The organism is Citrobacter sp. wls714, assembly GCF_005281025.1.
GTDB lineage: Bacteria > Pseudomonadota > Gammaproteobacteria > Enterobacterales > Enterobacteriaceae > Citrobacter > Citrobacter werkmanii.
This window is the reverse complement of sequence record NZ_SZWZ01000004.1, coordinates 26,187-41,463: the sequence shown is the minus strand read 5'-3', so window position 1 is coordinate 41,463 and position 15,277 is coordinate 26,187. Positions and strand designations below refer to the sequence as shown.

Here is a 15,277-nt window from a genome sequence, read left to right as displayed (position 1 = left end):
CCCTCTCCTCGCCTGTGGGGAGAGGGAAATCATCACTAGCATGCACACCACGCACACACCACTCACTTTCGCAGACCACACGCTGCATATTGTCGAGTTTGATCCCGCCAGCTTCCATGAGCAGGAGCTGCTCTGGCTCCCCCACCACGCTCAGCTCCTGTCCAGTGGACGTAAGCGTAACGCTGAACACTTAGCAGGGCGGATCGCTGCAGTATACGCTCTGCGCGAATTTGGCCTCAAAACCGTACCCGGCATCGGCGCACAACGCCAACCGTTATGGCCGCAAAATCTGTTTGGCAGCATCAGCCATAGCGCATCAACTGCGCTGGCGGTGGTGTCGACGCGTCCCGTTGGAGTGGACATCGAAACTATTTTTCCACCACCAACCGCCGTTGAGCTGGCTGACAGCATTGTCGATAACCACGAACGACAGATTATGCATCACGCCAACCTGCCCTTTCCACTCGCCTTAACCCTGGCGTTCAGCGCAAAGGAGAGCCTGTATAAAACGTTTTCGGAACACACTACGGCGTTACCGGGGTTCGCCAGCGCTAAAGTTACCGCCCTCACCCCAACCCAGATAACCTTGCGAATCCAGCCCTTATTTTCGCAAAGCCTCGCCGGGCAGGAAATTAACGTTCGCTGGTTTCAGCGCGATCGCCAGGTCATTACGCTGTGCGACGTTATTTTTTAACAAACTCACCAATCGCCTGATACGTAGCCTGCGCCTCCTGCGGAACTTTATCCTCCAGCATCAAATATGCGTGCGTCATCCCAGGAAAGTGCACATGCTGAACGGATATCCCCTCCGCCTGCAATCTGGCGACAAATGCAAAACCCTCATCCCGTAACGGATCCAGCCCACCACTGAATACCAGGGTAGATGGAAAATTCTGGCTCAGCGGCAGATAAAGCGGAGACGCCTGTTTACGATCTTCTCCATTGCGGAAATATTGCTGAAAATACCAGCGTATTTTGCTTTCATCCAGCAGCTTTCCTGAACCATTCTCCTGTACCGACGGCCAGTTCAGGGTGTAGTCCAGGCTCGGATAAATCAGCACCAGGCGATGAATTAATCCCGGCAGCTCGCGGGATAAAGCAGCGGCCAGCGTCGCGCTGAAAGCACCGCCGCCGCTGTCACCAATAAGCGTAAGTTGGCGAGTATAAGGAATATGCTGACTTTCGAGCAGCGACCAGACGTGTTCTATCGCGGCTTTAGCATCGCAAAGACCCGCCGGGTAAGGATTTTCTGGCGCACGTCGATAATCAACCGCAACAACGGTATTTTTTGTCGCCATCGCCAGATGTCGGGCGATAGGGTCGTACACCTCCACCGAACCACTCAGATGTCCGCCGCCATGGATAAACACCACCACCTTCGGCTCTGTGGTAAATGTCGGGCGATAAATCCGTACCGGAATGCGACGCTCCCCGGTATCCACTTCAGTATTGATAATCGCCGCCATCGGCTCCAGGGCGGATACATTCGCTTTTGTCAGCGCCGCTAATCCTGCTCGAGAGCTGAGCGTGTCGTAGACGGGATTGGGATTATGGGGTTGCGCGGCGAGAAAATCAGCCAGCGGCGTGGGCGGTGTTTGCGCCACCGGACCGTGTTCCTGTTGCCAGCGTTGTTGATAATCTTGCTGTTGCGTCTGCACTGTCTCAGCGTTGACGACCTGACAGGAAAAGCACTCTGCCATCGACCTGCGTTGCCGCCCATGTTCATCAAAGTTGTCGGCAGCCAGCCAGCGCTGCAATGCGGCATCGCGCTGCGGCCATCCGCTATCAATTATTGATAACCAGTCGCTGTCGCGGTTGCGCCCCTTACGCACAATCTTCTGGCGAAAACGCCCTTCAAAGATAAATCCAAGACGCTCTGCCGCCCGTCGCGACGCCGTATTCAACGAATCGCATTTCCACTCCACACGACGGTACCCTAGCGCAAACGCCTGACGCAGCAGCAGCCAGACGCTTTCGGTGCCGAGTACCGTATTTTTCATGCGCGGCGACCAGGTCACATGACCAATTTCGACCGAGCCATGCTCCCGCTCGATCGCCATAAAACACACCAGGCCAACGGCACGCCCGGAACGCTGTTCAATTACCGCATAAGGAACCAGAGAGGCGTCAGTGGATTTTGCCGTGATCCAGCAAGCCGCGGCTTCAACGCTCGTTGGGCGAGAGCTTGCAAGCCAGGTCCAGTCGCGATCGTCGGGTGCCTGCGCATAGGCATCAAACAGGTCGGCGGCATGGCTGTCAGCATCCAGAGGAACCAAACGGCAGTACTGCCCAACAAGCTCTTCCCGTGGCAGCACGGCGGCACCTTTCCAGTCCGGAACAACATCGCCGACTGTCTGTCCATAAAGATTTATTTCCGGCACGACTCAACCCCTGTTGCGAAGCAAAAAATAGTTATAGCACCTGCCATTTCGCCTTCAAAGCGTCATGCGATGATTTCTTACGCGGAACAGAAAACCAGCAGCCCTTCTATACTTAATTAAAATCAACGCTGAAGAGAACCCTATGTCACTACCCGATTTTCATGTTTCCGACCCTTTTACGTTAGGCATTGAACTGGAAATGCAGGTGGTTAATCCCCCAGGTTACGACCTGAGCCAGGATTCTTCCAGGCTGATTGACGCCATTAAGCCGCAGCTTACCGCCGGGGAAGTGAAGCACGACATCACCGAAAGTATGCTGGAGATGGCAACCGGAGTTTGTCGCAATATCGACCAGGCTGATGCTGAATTGTCGGCCATGCAGCAGGTAATCATGCGGGTTGCGGCAGATCATCACCTCGCCATCTGCGGCGGTGGTACGCACCCATTTCAAAAATGGCAACGTCAGGAAGTCTGCGATGACGAACGCTATCGACGTAATCTGGAAAATTTTGGTTATCTTATTCAGCAGGCGACCGTTTTCGGTCAACACGTCCATGTTGGCTGCGCCAACGGTGATGATGCCATTTACCTCCTACACGGGCTGTCGCGATTTGTTCCTCATTTTATTGCGCTCTCTGCCGCCTCACCTTATATGCAAACATCCGACACGCAATTTGCCTGCTCGCGCCTGAATATATTCTCCGGATTTCCCGATAACGGTCCGATGCCATGGGTGAATAACTGGCCGGAATTTACGGGACTATTTCGTCGCCTGGCTTACACCAGCATGATTGATAGCATTAAAGATTTGCACTGGGATATCCGCCCCAGCCCGCACTTCGGTACGGTTGAGGTTCGGGTAATGGACACTCCGTTGACCCTTAAACACGCGGTCAATATGGCGGGACTGATTCAGTCCACCGCCCACTGGTTACTCACCAAACGTCCATTCAAACACCAGGAACAAAATTATTTACTGTATAAATTCAACCGTTTTCAGGCCTGCCGTTTTGGTATGGCGGGAATCGTCACCGACGTGAATACGGGCGATGGACATCGCCTGGCGGATGACACGCTACGGCTGCTGGAGAATGTCGCCGCCTCTGCGGACAAAGTGGGTGCGACCAGCGCGATTGAAGCCTTACGCCTACAGGTTAAAAATGGTCATGATGAAGCACAGAATATGCGTGATTTCGTGGCGGAAGGCGGATCGTTGAGTGGTCTGGTGAAAAAACACTGTGAGATTTGGGCAGGGCTTTAGGCGTGGGATTTGCGTTGCCCGCAGAGATCCCGGACAATGGTATTTTAACTCAACTTTAACAATACCATGAGACACCCGCTTGAATCGCTGATGACCGCCGCAGGGATCCTGCTGCTGGCTTTTCTGTCCTGCCTGCTCTTACCTGCCCCTTCACTTGGCCTGGTGCTGGCGCAAAAACTGGTTGCCACTTTTCATCTGATGGACCTCAACCAGTTTTACACGTTGCTGTTTTGCCTATGGTTTTTACTACTGGGGGTGATTGAGTATGTTGTGCTGCGCTACATCTGGCGGCGCTGGTTCTCGCTGGCGGATTAAACCTGCGAGAACCCGGTGCCGTTAATGCGTTCGGCTATGATTTTCTTTGCGATAAGCGCCAGGCGGTTGACTAAACGTACGGGTAAAAATACGCGTAAAGGTCTGCTGCGAATCAAATCCGTACTTCAAACAGATGTCGTACACTTTCTGATCGGTATCGCGTAGATCGCGCGCCGCCAGCAGCAGCTTACGCTCACGGATGTAACGCCCCAGGCTCTCGCCTTTGTACTGCATAAAAAGACGCTGTAGGTGCCATTTTGAATAACCCGCATGGCGGGCAACATCATCAATGCGCAATGGTTGATTCAAATTATCATCAATCCATTCAACAATCGTATCAATTACCTGAGCAGAAATCGTCATCATGCTCTCCCCTGTGTTCATTGATTCGCCTGCTGCCACCAGGCCGCAAATGTTTGGTCCGGTTCGGACAGTATGACCGGTTCACCCAGCATCGGCGTCAGCAGTCGGTAATCTTGTTGGCGGCTGGCAAGCGCCAGTCGTTTGTACGGGTCATCCCAGGTATGTTTCGCCAGAACAAAACGACCTGCGTGCCCAGGCAAAACGGCTTTCGCATGCAGATCCGCCGCGGCCTGAGCCGTCTCTTCCGGCATCATGTGAATAAACTTCCAGTCCAGGTCATACTGACCGTTCTCCATAATCGCCAAATCAACCGAGCCAAACTGCTCGCCAATGGCTTTAAAATGCGGTCCATAGCCGGAATCACCGCTGTAATAAATATTCTGTTCCGGCGTTTCAAACATAAAGCTGGCCCATAGCGTCTGATTACGCTTAATGCCTCGTCCCGAAAAATGGCGGGCTGGCAGAACATGCACAATCAGTGAATCCGTCACTCTGACAGACTGATTCCAGTCGCGCTCTTCGATTATTTCGCTGCGCATTCCCCAATAACGCAGATGCGACCCCACCCCCAGCGGCGTAATCACCCGCTTAATCTTTGGCATTAACGCCTTGATGGTGGCGAGATCCAGATGGTCATAGTGATCGTGCGAGATGATAAGCAGATCGATCTCCGGCATTGTCTGTGCGGTCCACGGATAATCCCCGGCAAAGGCTTTATTTAGAAATGAAAACGGCGCGGCATAGTTGCTGAACACCGGATCAATCAGGATGCGTTGACCCGCCAGTTGCAAATACCATGAAGAGTGACCCAGCCAGACCAGAGTATCCTGCTGCGGCGGTAACCCGGCGAGATCGCTCGCCACCAACGGTAACGGCTGTGCTGGCCGCGCATTTTCACGCTTAGCGACCAGAAACTCCCACCAGGCCGCCAGCATACCTTTGTTACCGGTATAGCCCGGTGTCGGCAGCTGGTTATGAAACTGTCCATCACGATAGTGTGGCGACTGTTCAACCTGACTCAGTTGTGCCCCTTGCGGCGCCTGGCCAAATCCGGCATTGAGTACAAACGGTAAACTTGTAGCAGCGGCAATAAGCATAATAACAACCACACAAACTGTGAGACGCTTCATATCCTGACCTTAAACGCGCCTCCTTTCCGCTGGTTTGCGCGACTGACCCTTGATTATGAGTGAGTAAGCACTCATTATAGAAATCGAAAGTTCGCCGTCAAGATGATTTTCAATCTTTGACATTCGCCGTTGCGGTGCTGCAAAGGCCGTGATTCAATCATGTTTTTTACAGACTTAAGGGTAAAGTGTAGTGGCTCGTCCGAAGAGTGAAGACAAAAAATTGGCATTACTGGAAGCTGCAACCACAGCATTTGCACAATCAGGTATTGCGGCCTCTACCGCCGTAATCGCGCGCAATGCAGGGGTTGCGGAGGGAACGTTGTTTCGCTATTTCGCGACCAAAGATGATTTGATCAACGAACTTTACCTCTTTTTAAAACACGATCTCTGCCAGTCAATGATGGCAAATCTGGATCGCTCAGTGACCGATGCCAAAACCATGACTCACTACATCTGGAATAGCTACATTAGCTGGGGTCTGAATCATACCTGCGGACATCGCACCATTCGCCAGTTGGCCGTCAGCGAGAAAATCAGTAAAGAAACAGAACAGAAGGCTGACGATATGTTCCCGGAACTGCGCGATCTTTGCCATCGCTCCGTGCGACCTGAATTTATGTCGGACGAGTATCGCGCCTTTGGCGACGGGCTTTTTTTAACACTTGCAGAAACAACCATGGAATTCGCTGCCCGCAATCCTGCCCGCGCAGCTGAATACATTTCGCTGGGGTTTGAAGCCATGTGGCGCGCCCTGACTCGCGAGGAAAAATAATGGACGGAAAGACACTGCATGACTGCGCAAAGCGCCTTGCGCTAGAACTGCCTTTCACCGAGCACTGCTGGCCTTTTGGCCCGGAATACGACGTGTTCAAGGTCGGTGGTAAGATTTTCATGCTGGTGTTTGAACATCACGGACGCCCGCTGGTTAACCTGAAATCCGATCCGCAAAAATCATTGTTAAATCAACAGATCTACCCCAGCATTGAACCCGGTTATCACATGAATAAAAAGCACTGGATCTCAGTCTATCCAGGCGACGACATTACCGAGCCATTGCTGACGGACCTGGTGAATGACTCATGGCACCAGGTAGTGGATGGCCTGCCCAAACGAGAGCAAAAGCACCTGCGCCCTGTCTGATTTATCGTTAACGTCGATAAGTGTTTTTGCATTTTTCTGTCTTATCTTTTTTCTGCTAACCCTGTACCCTGCTGGAACAAAACGCACCCGCAGGGTAGGAAAATCACCAGGAGTAGTTATGGATATTGTTTCTGTCGCCTTAAAACGTTACTCCACTAAGGCATTCGATCCGAATAAAAAACTGACCGCTGAGCAGGCCGAAAAATTAAAAACGCTGCTGCAGTTTAGTCCGTCCAGCACCAACTCTCAGCCGTGGCACTTTATCGTTGCCAGCACTGACGAAGGTAAAGCGCGCGTGGCGAAATCCGCAGCCGGTGGCTTTGTATTCAACGAGCGTAAAATGCTGGATGCATCCCACGTTGTGGTGTTCTGCGCCAAAACGTCGATGGACGATGCGTGGCTGGAGCGCGTTGTCGATCAAGAAGAGTGCGATGGGCGTTTCGCTACCCCGGAAGCCAAAGCCGCTAACCATAAAGGCCGTACTTTCTTTGCCGACCTGCACCGCAAAGATCTCAAAGATGACAACCACTGGATGGCGAAACAGGTGTACCTGAACGTCGGCAACTTCCTGCTGGGCGTTGCGGCGATGGGGCTGGACGCGGTGCCAATCGAAGGCTTTGATGCTGCAGTAATGGATGCGGAATTTGGTCTGAAAGAAAAAGGCTACACCAGCGTGGTCGTAGTCCCGGTAGGTCATCACAGCGTGGAGGATTTCAACGCTGCGCTGCCGAAATCTCGTCTGCCGCTGGAAACAACGCTGACGGAAGTCTGATTTTTTCCGTCACGCCCGATGAGTATCACTGCCATCGGGCGTATCACTACTGATTCAGCCACGCCAGAGCCTGCTCCCCCGCTTCATCCATCGGTAAATAAACCAGCAGCCGCGAACCATTACGCGGGGCGGAATACCAGTACATTTGCTGCAAGCTAAAACGCCCTAGCTGCGGATGGACAAAGTTTTTGACCTGATTTTCCACACCGCGAACGTCATAACGCTGATGCCATAATGCTTCAAATTCAGACGATGCGGCAAAAAAGCGTGCCAGTTTATTTTCCCAAACAGGATCGCTGCGATGTTCCGCCATTGCCGCACGGAAATAAGAAACAAACGTCGGTAATACATCGCAGTTTGCTATACGGCTACGCCAGGTTTCATTGGTGAGATAGAGGTAAATACAGTTGCGGTCTTCGCTCGGGAGCGTGGAAAAATCAACGCCCATTAACCGGCAAAAACTCTCATTCCAGGCCACGATGTCAAAACTGGGTTTCTGAATACTGGCGGGCTGCGGCATCAGACTGTCGAGCATTTTTCGGGTGCCTGGTGTGATCCCTTCACACACCATCACCGGCGTGGATTCCGGTGGCGTCAATCCGGCCAGCACAAACAGGTGGCGGGTTTCCAGCGGACTGCATTGCAGCGCATTCGCCACATTCAGCAAGACCGCTTGCGACGGATTAACCTCTCGCCCCTGCTCCAGCCAGGTGTACCAGGTGACGCCCACGTTAGCCAGCATCGCGACCTCTTCGCGGCGCAGACCGGGCGTTCTTCGCCGCCCAATACGCGGCAGACCCAGACGCTGCGGATCGAGGCTTTCCCGTCGCGCACGTAAAAACGCGCCAAGCTGCTTGCGGCTATCATCGGGGAGGATAACCGCGGATTCCTGTTGCGCTATTACCGCCATGGACTCTCCAGCATAGTAGTACCAATACCAGTATAATCAGGAACTGGTACCCGTTTAATTTTTCAGTGATGCTACGTCCATCTGCAAAATGATGCAATGGAGTTACTATGAGTACATCAACTGTTTCACCCGGCCGCATAGGGTTGCTCCTGTTATTGACAGGCCAAATGCTCCCGCTCATTGATACATCAATTACCAATGTCGCTCTGGATTCCATTACCCAGTCGCTCCAGGCCACTACCACGCAGCTTGAACTTATTGTCGCTTTGTACGGGGTGACTTTCGCCGTTTGTCTGGCGCTAGGCAGCAAACTTGGTGATAACTATGGTCGCCGCCGCCTGTTTATGGCGGGCGTCGTACTGTTTGGCATCGCCTCCCTTTTTTGCGGGATGGCGAATTCCATTCACATGTTGCTGAGTGCTCGCGTTCTACAAGGTGCGGGTGCGGCGCTGATCGTGCCACAGATCCTTGCCACCCTGCACGTCACGCTGAAAGGTCCTGCACATGCGCGAGCCATCAGTTTGTATGGAGGCATTGGCGGCATCGCGTTTATTGTCGGCCAAATGGGCGGGGGCTGGCTGGTTTCGGCAGATATTGCAGGGCTGGGCTGGCGCAACGCTTTTTTTATTAATGTCCCGATTTGTCTGTTAGTCCTGATGTTCAGCCAACGCTATGTCCCTGAAACCACCCGGGAAACCCGAACCCGCATCGACTGGCTGGGCACCAGTAGTCTGGCTGTGATTCTCTGCTGTTTGCTGTTTCCTATGGCATTAGGTCCGGAAACCGGCTGGCCGTGGCAGACTCAGGTAGCTCTGGTCGCCATCCTGCCTTTGGGATGGTGGATGCGAAGCAATGCGTTACGGCAAGAACAGAACGGGCAACATCCTCTTTTGCCGCCACGCCTGTTGAAACTCAGCAGCATCCGGTTCGGCGTGCTGATTGCATTACTGTTTTTTAGCGCCTGGTCGGGATTTATGTTCTGCATGGCGTTAACCTTACAGGCCGGTCTCGGTATGGCCCCGTGGGAATCCGGCAATAGCTTTATTGCGCTTGGCGCAGCCTATTTTATCTCTGCATGTTACGCACCGCGACTCATTGCCCGCTATAGTACGGGGCGTATTCTGCTCACCGGGCTGGTTATTCAGATCGCTGGCTTAATGGGGTTAATGATGACCTTCTGGTATTCAGGCATGCGCACCTCGGCCATTACGCTCGTTCCAGCTACAGCGTTTATCGGCTATGGTCAGGCTCTGATTGTGAACAGTTTTTATCGCATCGGTATGCGCGATATCGCCACGCAGGATGCGGGCGCCGGAACCACCATTCTGAGTACGTTGCAGCAGGCAACATTAGGACTCGGTCCCGCCGTGTTGGGGGCGCTGTTCCTGCATCTGCAGCAACATTACCATGGCGATTACACGCGCTCGGTTATCGGTTTTTTAGCCGTCGAAGCCACAATGATGACCGTGCTGTTACTGACTACCCTTTTATTTCGCCGCACGCTGAATATCAATCCGGTGTGCGCCAGCATCGCCGCAAAATCGTAGGCAAGACGAGCGTAATTTGCATAAGCTCCCGACAGCGGTCATCATAGGCCGCTGTTTATTAAGGAGACCTTATGCAGGAATTGATATCTCAGGTAGAAGAACTCGGCATTGAAATAAACCACACCACCTCGCTGGTGATGATTTTTGGCATTATTTTTCTCACCGCCATTATTGTTCACGTTATTTTGCACTGGGTGGTGCTGCGCGCATTTGAAAAGCGCGCGAACGCCAGCTCCCGTCTGTGGCTACAAATCATCACGCAGAATAAGTTATTTCACCGGCTGGCATTCACCCTGCAGGGTATCATTGTCAACATTCAGGCCGCGCTGTGGTTACAAAAAGGCAGCGAAGCCGCAGAGATATTAGTGACCTGCGCACAGCTGTGGATCATGATGTACGCCCTGCTGTCCCTCTTCTCCCTGCTGGACGTTATTCTCAATCTGTCGCAAAAACTCCCTGCCGCATCTCAGCTACCGTTGAAAGGTATATTCCAGGGAATCAAACTGATTGGCGCAATTATCGTTGGGATTTTGATGATTTCCCTGCTGATTGGTCAGTCTCCGGCAATACTGATAAGCGGCCTGGGCGCGATGGCCGCCGTCTTAATGCTGGTATTTAAAGATCCAATCCTCGGTCTGGTGGCTGGGATCCAGCTTTCAGCGAACGATATGCTCAAACTGGGCGACTGGCTGGAAATGCCGAAATACGGCGCAGACGGCGCGGTTATCGATATAGGTTTAACCACCGTAAAAGTGCGCAACTGGGATAACACCATCACCACTATTCCCACCTGGTCACTGGTATCGGACTCTTTTAAAAACTGGAGTGGGATGTCAGCTTCCGGTGGTCGACGCATTAAACGCAGCATCAGCATTGATGCCACCAGCATTCATTTTCTTGACGAAGATGAACGCCAGCGACTGCATAAAGCACACCTGTTAAAGCCGTATTTAACCACGCGTCATCAGGAAATTGACGAGTGGAATCAGCTATTGGATGCGCCTGAATCCGTATTGAATCACCGCCGGATGACCAATATTGGCACTTTCCGTGCCTATCTGAACGAATATTTACGTCACCATCCGCGGATTCGCAAAGATATGACGTTAATGGTACGCCAGCTTGCGCCGGACGATCACGGTTTACCGATCGAAATTTATGCTTTTACTAATACGGTAGTCTGGCTGGAATATGAAAGTATTCAGGCTGATATCTTCGACCACATATTTGCCGTGATCGAAGAGTTTGGCTTACGCATTCATCAGTCGCCTACCGGAAATGATATTCGCGCATTGTCAGGGATCTTTCAGCGTTAATCGGCAATGAGAAGCAGTGACCGATCTCATCACCAGGATGAGATCGGTCAGATATTAGCGGGATTTGCGGCGCAGCAGTTTGAAGGCAACAAACAGGAACAGGATCCATATCGGCAGCAAAATAGCGGACAAGCGCATATCATCCATGGTGCACATCAGCATCAGAATCATGCCGAGGAAGGCAATGCACAGATAGTTTCCGGCCGGATACAGCAGCGCTTTGAACTGCGTATCACGTCCTTTGCGGCGCATCGCCGCGCGGAATCGCAAATGCGCCAGACAAATCATAATCCAGTTTAGTAGCAACGTCGCGACAACCAGCGCCATCAACAGACTGAACGCTTTTTGCGGCAGCACATAGTTGATCAACACCACCAGTGACGTAATCGCGCCGGACAGAATCAATGAGTTCACCGGAACGCCACGACGACTGACGCGGGTTAAAAACTTCGGCGCATTTCCCTGAACGGACAAACCAAACAGCATGCGGCTGTTCGAGTAAACCCCGCTGTTATACACCGACAGCGAAGCCACCAGAATGACAAAATTCAGTGCAGAAGCCACCACGTTACTGTCAAGATTATGGAAAATCATCACGAACGGGCTGCTATTCGATTTCACTTCCACCCACGGATACAAGGCCAGCAGCACCACCAGAGAACCGATGTAAAACAGCAGAATACGGTACACCACCTGGTTTACCGCTTTCGGAATACTTTTCTGTGGATCCTGCGCTTCCGCGGCGGTGATCCCTATCAATTCCAGCCCGCCAAATGAGAACATAATCACCGCCAGCGAGAGGATCAATCCATTCCAGCCAGTGGCAAAAAAGCCGTTGTAACGCCAGAGATTATCGATGCTCGCATGTTCCCCGCCGTTACCGGAAAACAGCATCCAGATACCAAAGCCAATCATGCCGATAATGGCCAGCACTTTAATCAGCGCAAACCAGAATTCCGTTTCGCCATACAGACGTACGTTAACCAGATTGACGGCATTGATGATCACAAAGAAAGCGGCAGCCCAAATCCAGGTGGGGACATCGGGCAGCCAGTACTGCATGTAGATTCCGGCCGCTGTCAGCTCCGCCATGCCAACCAGCACAAACATCACCCAGTAGTTCCAGCCGGACAAAAAGCCAGCAAAAGGTCCCCAGTATTTATAGGCAAAATGGGCAAACGATCCGGAAACGGGTTCTTCCACCACCATTTCGCCCAGTTGACGCATAATCAAAAAAGCGATGATTCCGGCTACGCCGTAACCCAGTAACACCGCAGGCCCCGCCATCTGAATGGCCGGTCCAATGCCCAAAAACAGGCCGGTTCCAATTGCGCCGCCCAGCGCAATTAACTGAATATGGCGGTTTTGCAACCCCCGCTGAAGCGTCGGCTCATTCGTCGACGCGGCATCAGGCACGCTGGTGCCAGATGCAGTTGACGCGTTTTTCACGCCCTTCCCCTGTGTCGTTTTTATTGAAGGGGCTTCTTTTAACATTTCAACCTGGTTGCCGCAAGGCGCAATCGTTTAACATCATGGTTGTCAGCGATGCCTGAGCAGTTGTTATTTTTCATGGGTGGGCTCCTTACCAGAGTTCACGCTTTTCATAATTACAGTGAATTATTCTGGACGAAAAGGTATTGCAGGCCACAGAATGCACCTTACTGTTTTTCTAACATTTTCAAACGGGTGGGCCTGTTGTATTTAAGCCATTCGTTTTTGAGTCAGGCCAGGCAACGACTGTCATGAATAAGATCATCAAACGACTGGAAATCGTCAAAAGCGCTATTGAACTGGAAGATGAGGAGATTATTTTCCAGCAGGTGGCGCATCTGAAAAATGAGCCTTTGTCAGTCGTGCCAGACACCATCGTGCAAGCGATCGAAGCCCGGCGCTTTAGCGATGCTCTGCGTGAAATCACGGCCTGGCTGCAATCTCAGCGAGCGCTCTCTACGTGGCGGGATCCTGCGATTGCGGCGAGTAAACTCGAACTGAAAGCGCTTGAAACACAACTGCGTGACCTAATTGATAAGCGCAACACGCGCATTCAAATCCTCGATGATTTCAACGATCTATACCATCTTCGTCTTGGGCCGCTGATGAGCCGCATCCTTGAGTTGCGTAAGCAACTGGCCGTCAGCGCCCAACGTAAACAGGAAGCGGAGCGAAAGCGCCGGGAAAAAGACTATAAATCCTGTCAGCACTATATTTCCCAGGCCGTTGAGCAGTTGGCCAGACTCAATCAGCAATGGATGAACCAGCACTCAGATTCGCGCGAATCTGTCGAAACCCGGCAACGCATTCAGCAACAAACGGAGCTGATCACCGCCCTGCTGGCGGAGATTCGTGAGCTGGAAAACGACTTTTCTCGCCAGGACGACAGCGCGACTCGCCAGGCACAAGAAGAGGCCAGTCATGAATATGATGAATATCAGGAGCAGCAGCAGGACGCACAGCATCGTTTTACTCGCGACCAACGACTTTCTGCCAATGAGCGTAACGAGCTAAAACGCCTGTGGCGGCAGGCCAGTCGTCTTTGCCACCCGGACGTAGTGGCGGATGATCTGAAAGAGAAAGCGCACCAGATGATGGTACAGCTTAACCAGGCGCGCCAAAATGCCGACCTTGCCGCCGTACGGGCGTTACTGACCCAGTTACAAAGTGGTCTCGAACCGATGATGGCGAGTGACCGATTGAACGATCTGCAGCATTTACGCAGCAAAATACAGCAGCTCAGAGAACAAATTAACGCACTGCTGAAAGAGATTACCGAACTAGAGGCGGAAAACGCCTGGCGCCTTGCTTCCTCCGTGACCGATAAAGAGGCTTACTTCTCTGACCAGCAACGGGCGCTGACGGAAATCCGCAACTCGCTGGAACAACAGGTGCAACAGGTCGAGCAGGAGCTGTTAGCGGGCTGAGCGCTAGCAGCGAAGTAAGCAGATAAAATGACAACGGCAAGCAACATGCTCAAATAAAGCACAAAAAGATCAACTCAGAATAAAAAACTATAAATGTTTATTTAATTGGCTAATTAGCCTTAAATTCAAACATTTTTAGATGCTTAATGTAAATTTGGCGATATTACCATCTTCACTGTTCCCACCCGCCCCTTCTTCCTAATCTTAATTAAGAATTCTCCTACCCACCAACCAGTCCATCATCACAAGCGAGCATTCCTTTGAAATATAATCATTTTTAAATAAATCGCCGTCAATAAGCCCAGGAATATCCTGCCTTTATGGAAAAGGTTGGCTCATTCTTATGGTGATTCATAAGCGAAATCTATCAATCATCTGCTCAGAGGTGATATAAACGATTTATCTTAAATTTTAACAAAGTGTAATATCTACTTTCAGAATAGTTAATGCTTCAAATAAATACAGAATATATCTGTTGAATTGGCAATAAATAAGGATACGTTCAAACCAAAGAACGTTATACGAGATTTAATTAACATTCCACGCGTCGCAAGAAACTCTTTTTTCAGCCAGAAAAAAGAGGCGACCGCTTGCATTAAAATTTCAAGGAGATCGTAATGTCTAAGGCTATTTTTTTGGGTGACTCACTTTATCCCTGGCTAGGCATGCGAGAAATTCTACGTGGTTCATCCTTATATATTGATATCACGTACCACTCCTCTCAGACGTTTTCAGCAGTCAAGTTTCTGCCAGATGATACAGATTACATCATTATTAATCCTGACAAATCAGATTTTTTAAAATATGCCAGAATTATCCGCAGCATGGCTATCCGCCCTGCCACAAAGATTATTGTTTTGGCAGATGAAGCCACCTTTTCTCTTTTTCAAACCGTTTGCGGGAAGAATATGCAATTACTCGATCAAGATGCCAGTCTTGATCGGCTGCTGCATGCCGTTACACGTATCATACAGAATAAAAAACAAAATAATATCAAAGCACTGCACACAAAAATCACCGCAAACGAATTCAATGTGATGATGATGCTTGCCCGGGGTTGGTCACTGGCACAAATCGCCGGGGCATCACAAAAAAGTGAAAAAACCATCGGGGCGTACAAAAGCAACATTGCCAGAAAGCTCGGTAAAAATAACACCCGGCTCAAGTACACCATTTCCCACTATAGCCAGCCATAACTGACTTATTTAAGGACAATTATCACGG

Annotated in this window: 14 protein-coding genes and 2 pseudogenes; 10 read left to right on the top strand and 6 right to left on the bottom strand. The window is 51.3% G+C overall.

Going from position 1 to position 15,277, the window contains the following annotated elements; genetic code table 11:
- Window positions 1-40: 40 nt before the first annotated feature.
- On the top strand, window positions 41-694 hold the full coding sequence (gene entD, locus FDX11_RS01115) for an enterobactin synthase subunit EntD (RefSeq protein ID WP_137366166.1): 654 nt from the start codon (window positions 41-43) through the stop codon (window positions 692-694).
- Here the strand turns inward: entD and FDX11_RS25335 are convergent.
- Window positions 684-1,397 (bottom strand): annotated as a pseudogene (locus FDX11_RS25335) (alpha/beta hydrolase); the annotation flags it as partial. The gene entD and the pseudogene FDX11_RS25335 sit on opposite strands and share 11 nt — an antisense overlap.
- Before the next feature lie 294 nt (window positions 1,398-1,691).
- Window positions 1,692-2,381 (bottom strand): annotated as a pseudogene (locus tag FDX11_RS25330) (GNAT family N-acetyltransferase); the annotation flags it as partial.
- A gap of 142 nt (window positions 2,382-2,523) precedes the next feature.
- Between FDX11_RS25330 and FDX11_RS01105 the strand changes: the two are divergent.
- Window positions 2,524-3,642, top strand: coding sequence for a YbdK family carboxylate-amine ligase (locus tag FDX11_RS01105; protein WP_137397314.1), 1,119 nt, complete (start codon window positions 2,524-2,526; stop codon window positions 3,640-3,642).
- 66 nt (window positions 3,643-3,708) lie between these two features.
- Window positions 3,709-3,957 carry a DUF1158 domain-containing protein gene (locus tag FDX11_RS01100; RefSeq protein ID WP_137397313.1) on the top strand — a complete coding sequence of 83 codons (249 nt, stop codon included), beginning with the start codon at window positions 3,709-3,711 and terminating at the stop codon, window positions 3,955-3,957.
- A 21-nt stretch (window positions 3,958-3,978) separates the two neighbouring features.
- Here FDX11_RS01100 and FDX11_RS01095 read toward each other — a convergent pair whose 3' ends face one another.
- Entirely contained in the window at window positions 3,979-4,320 is a 342-nt protein-coding gene (locus tag FDX11_RS01095) for a RamA family antibiotic efflux transcriptional regulator (protein ID WP_042310172.1), read from the bottom strand.
- A 17-nt stretch (window positions 4,321-4,337) separates the two neighbouring features.
- Complete coding sequence (locus tag FDX11_RS01090) at window positions 4,338-5,450, bottom strand: MBL fold metallo-hydrolase (protein ID WP_137397312.1); 1,113 nt, start codon at window positions 5,448-5,450, stop codon at window positions 4,338-4,340.
- Window positions 5,451-5,640: 190 nt separating this feature from the next.
- Between FDX11_RS01090 and FDX11_RS01085 the strand changes: the two genes are divergently transcribed.
- From FDX11_RS01085 to nfsB, 3 genes are all read left to right on the top strand, one after another.
- Window positions 5,641-6,222 carry a TetR/AcrR family transcriptional regulator gene (locus FDX11_RS01085; protein ID WP_061381627.1) on the top strand — a complete coding sequence of 194 codons (582 nt, stop codon included), beginning with the start codon at window positions 5,641-5,643 and terminating at the stop codon, window positions 6,220-6,222.
- Entirely contained in the window at window positions 6,222-6,590 is a 369-nt protein-coding gene (locus FDX11_RS01080) for an MmcQ/YjbR family DNA-binding protein (RefSeq protein WP_079225081.1), read from the top strand. Before FDX11_RS01085 ends, FDX11_RS01080 begins: the two co-directional genes overlap by 1 nt.
- Before the next feature lie 118 nt (window positions 6,591-6,708).
- The gene (gene nfsB / locus FDX11_RS01075) at window positions 6,709-7,362 is read left to right on the top strand and encodes an oxygen-insensitive NAD(P)H nitroreductase (protein WP_137360465.1); all 654 of its coding nucleotides are present in this window, start codon (window positions 6,709-6,711) and stop codon (window positions 7,360-7,362) included.
- Window positions 7,363-7,408: 46 nt separating this feature from the next.
- On the opposite strand, the gene FDX11_RS01070 is transcribed toward nfsB, so the two are convergent.
- Window positions 7,409-8,272, bottom strand: coding sequence for a helix-turn-helix transcriptional regulator (locus FDX11_RS01070; RefSeq protein WP_079225085.1), 864 nt, complete (start codon window positions 8,270-8,272; stop codon window positions 7,409-7,411).
- A 107-nt stretch (window positions 8,273-8,379) separates the two neighbouring features.
- On the opposite strand from FDX11_RS01070, the gene FDX11_RS01065 reads away from it, so the two are divergent.
- Both FDX11_RS01065 and FDX11_RS01060 read left to right on the top strand, forming a co-directional pair.
- The gene (locus tag FDX11_RS01065) at window positions 8,380-9,819 is read left to right on the top strand and encodes an MFS transporter (protein WP_212734559.1); all 1,440 of its coding nucleotides are present in this window, start codon (window positions 8,380-8,382) and stop codon (window positions 9,817-9,819) included.
- Between the two features lie 71 nt (window positions 9,820-9,890).
- Entirely contained in the window at window positions 9,891-11,135 is a 1,245-nt protein-coding gene (locus FDX11_RS01060; protein WP_042309900.1) for a mechanosensitive ion channel family protein, read from the top strand.
- A gap of 54 nt (window positions 11,136-11,189) precedes the next feature.
- On the opposite strand, the gene pheP is transcribed toward FDX11_RS01060, so the two are convergent.
- Window positions 11,190-12,584: a phenylalanine transporter gene (gene pheP / locus FDX11_RS01055; RefSeq protein ID WP_137397311.1), complete on the bottom strand. Its 1,395-nt coding sequence runs from the start codon at window positions 12,582-12,584 to the stop codon at window positions 11,190-11,192.
- Window positions 12,585-12,877: 293 nt separating this feature from the next.
- Here pheP and FDX11_RS01050 point away from each other — a divergent pair, with 293 nt between their 5' ends.
- Window positions 12,878-14,053 carry a DnaJ family molecular chaperone gene (locus tag FDX11_RS01050; protein WP_137397310.1) on the top strand — a complete coding sequence of 392 codons (1,176 nt, stop codon included), beginning with the start codon at window positions 12,878-12,880 and terminating at the stop codon, window positions 14,051-14,053.
- 617 nt (window positions 14,054-14,670) lie between these two features.
- Window positions 14,671-15,249: a LuxR C-terminal-related transcriptional regulator gene (locus tag FDX11_RS01045; RefSeq protein WP_137397309.1), complete on the top strand. Its 579-nt coding sequence runs from the start codon at window positions 14,671-14,673 to the stop codon at window positions 15,247-15,249.
- Window positions 15,250-15,277 lie beyond the last annotated feature (28 nt).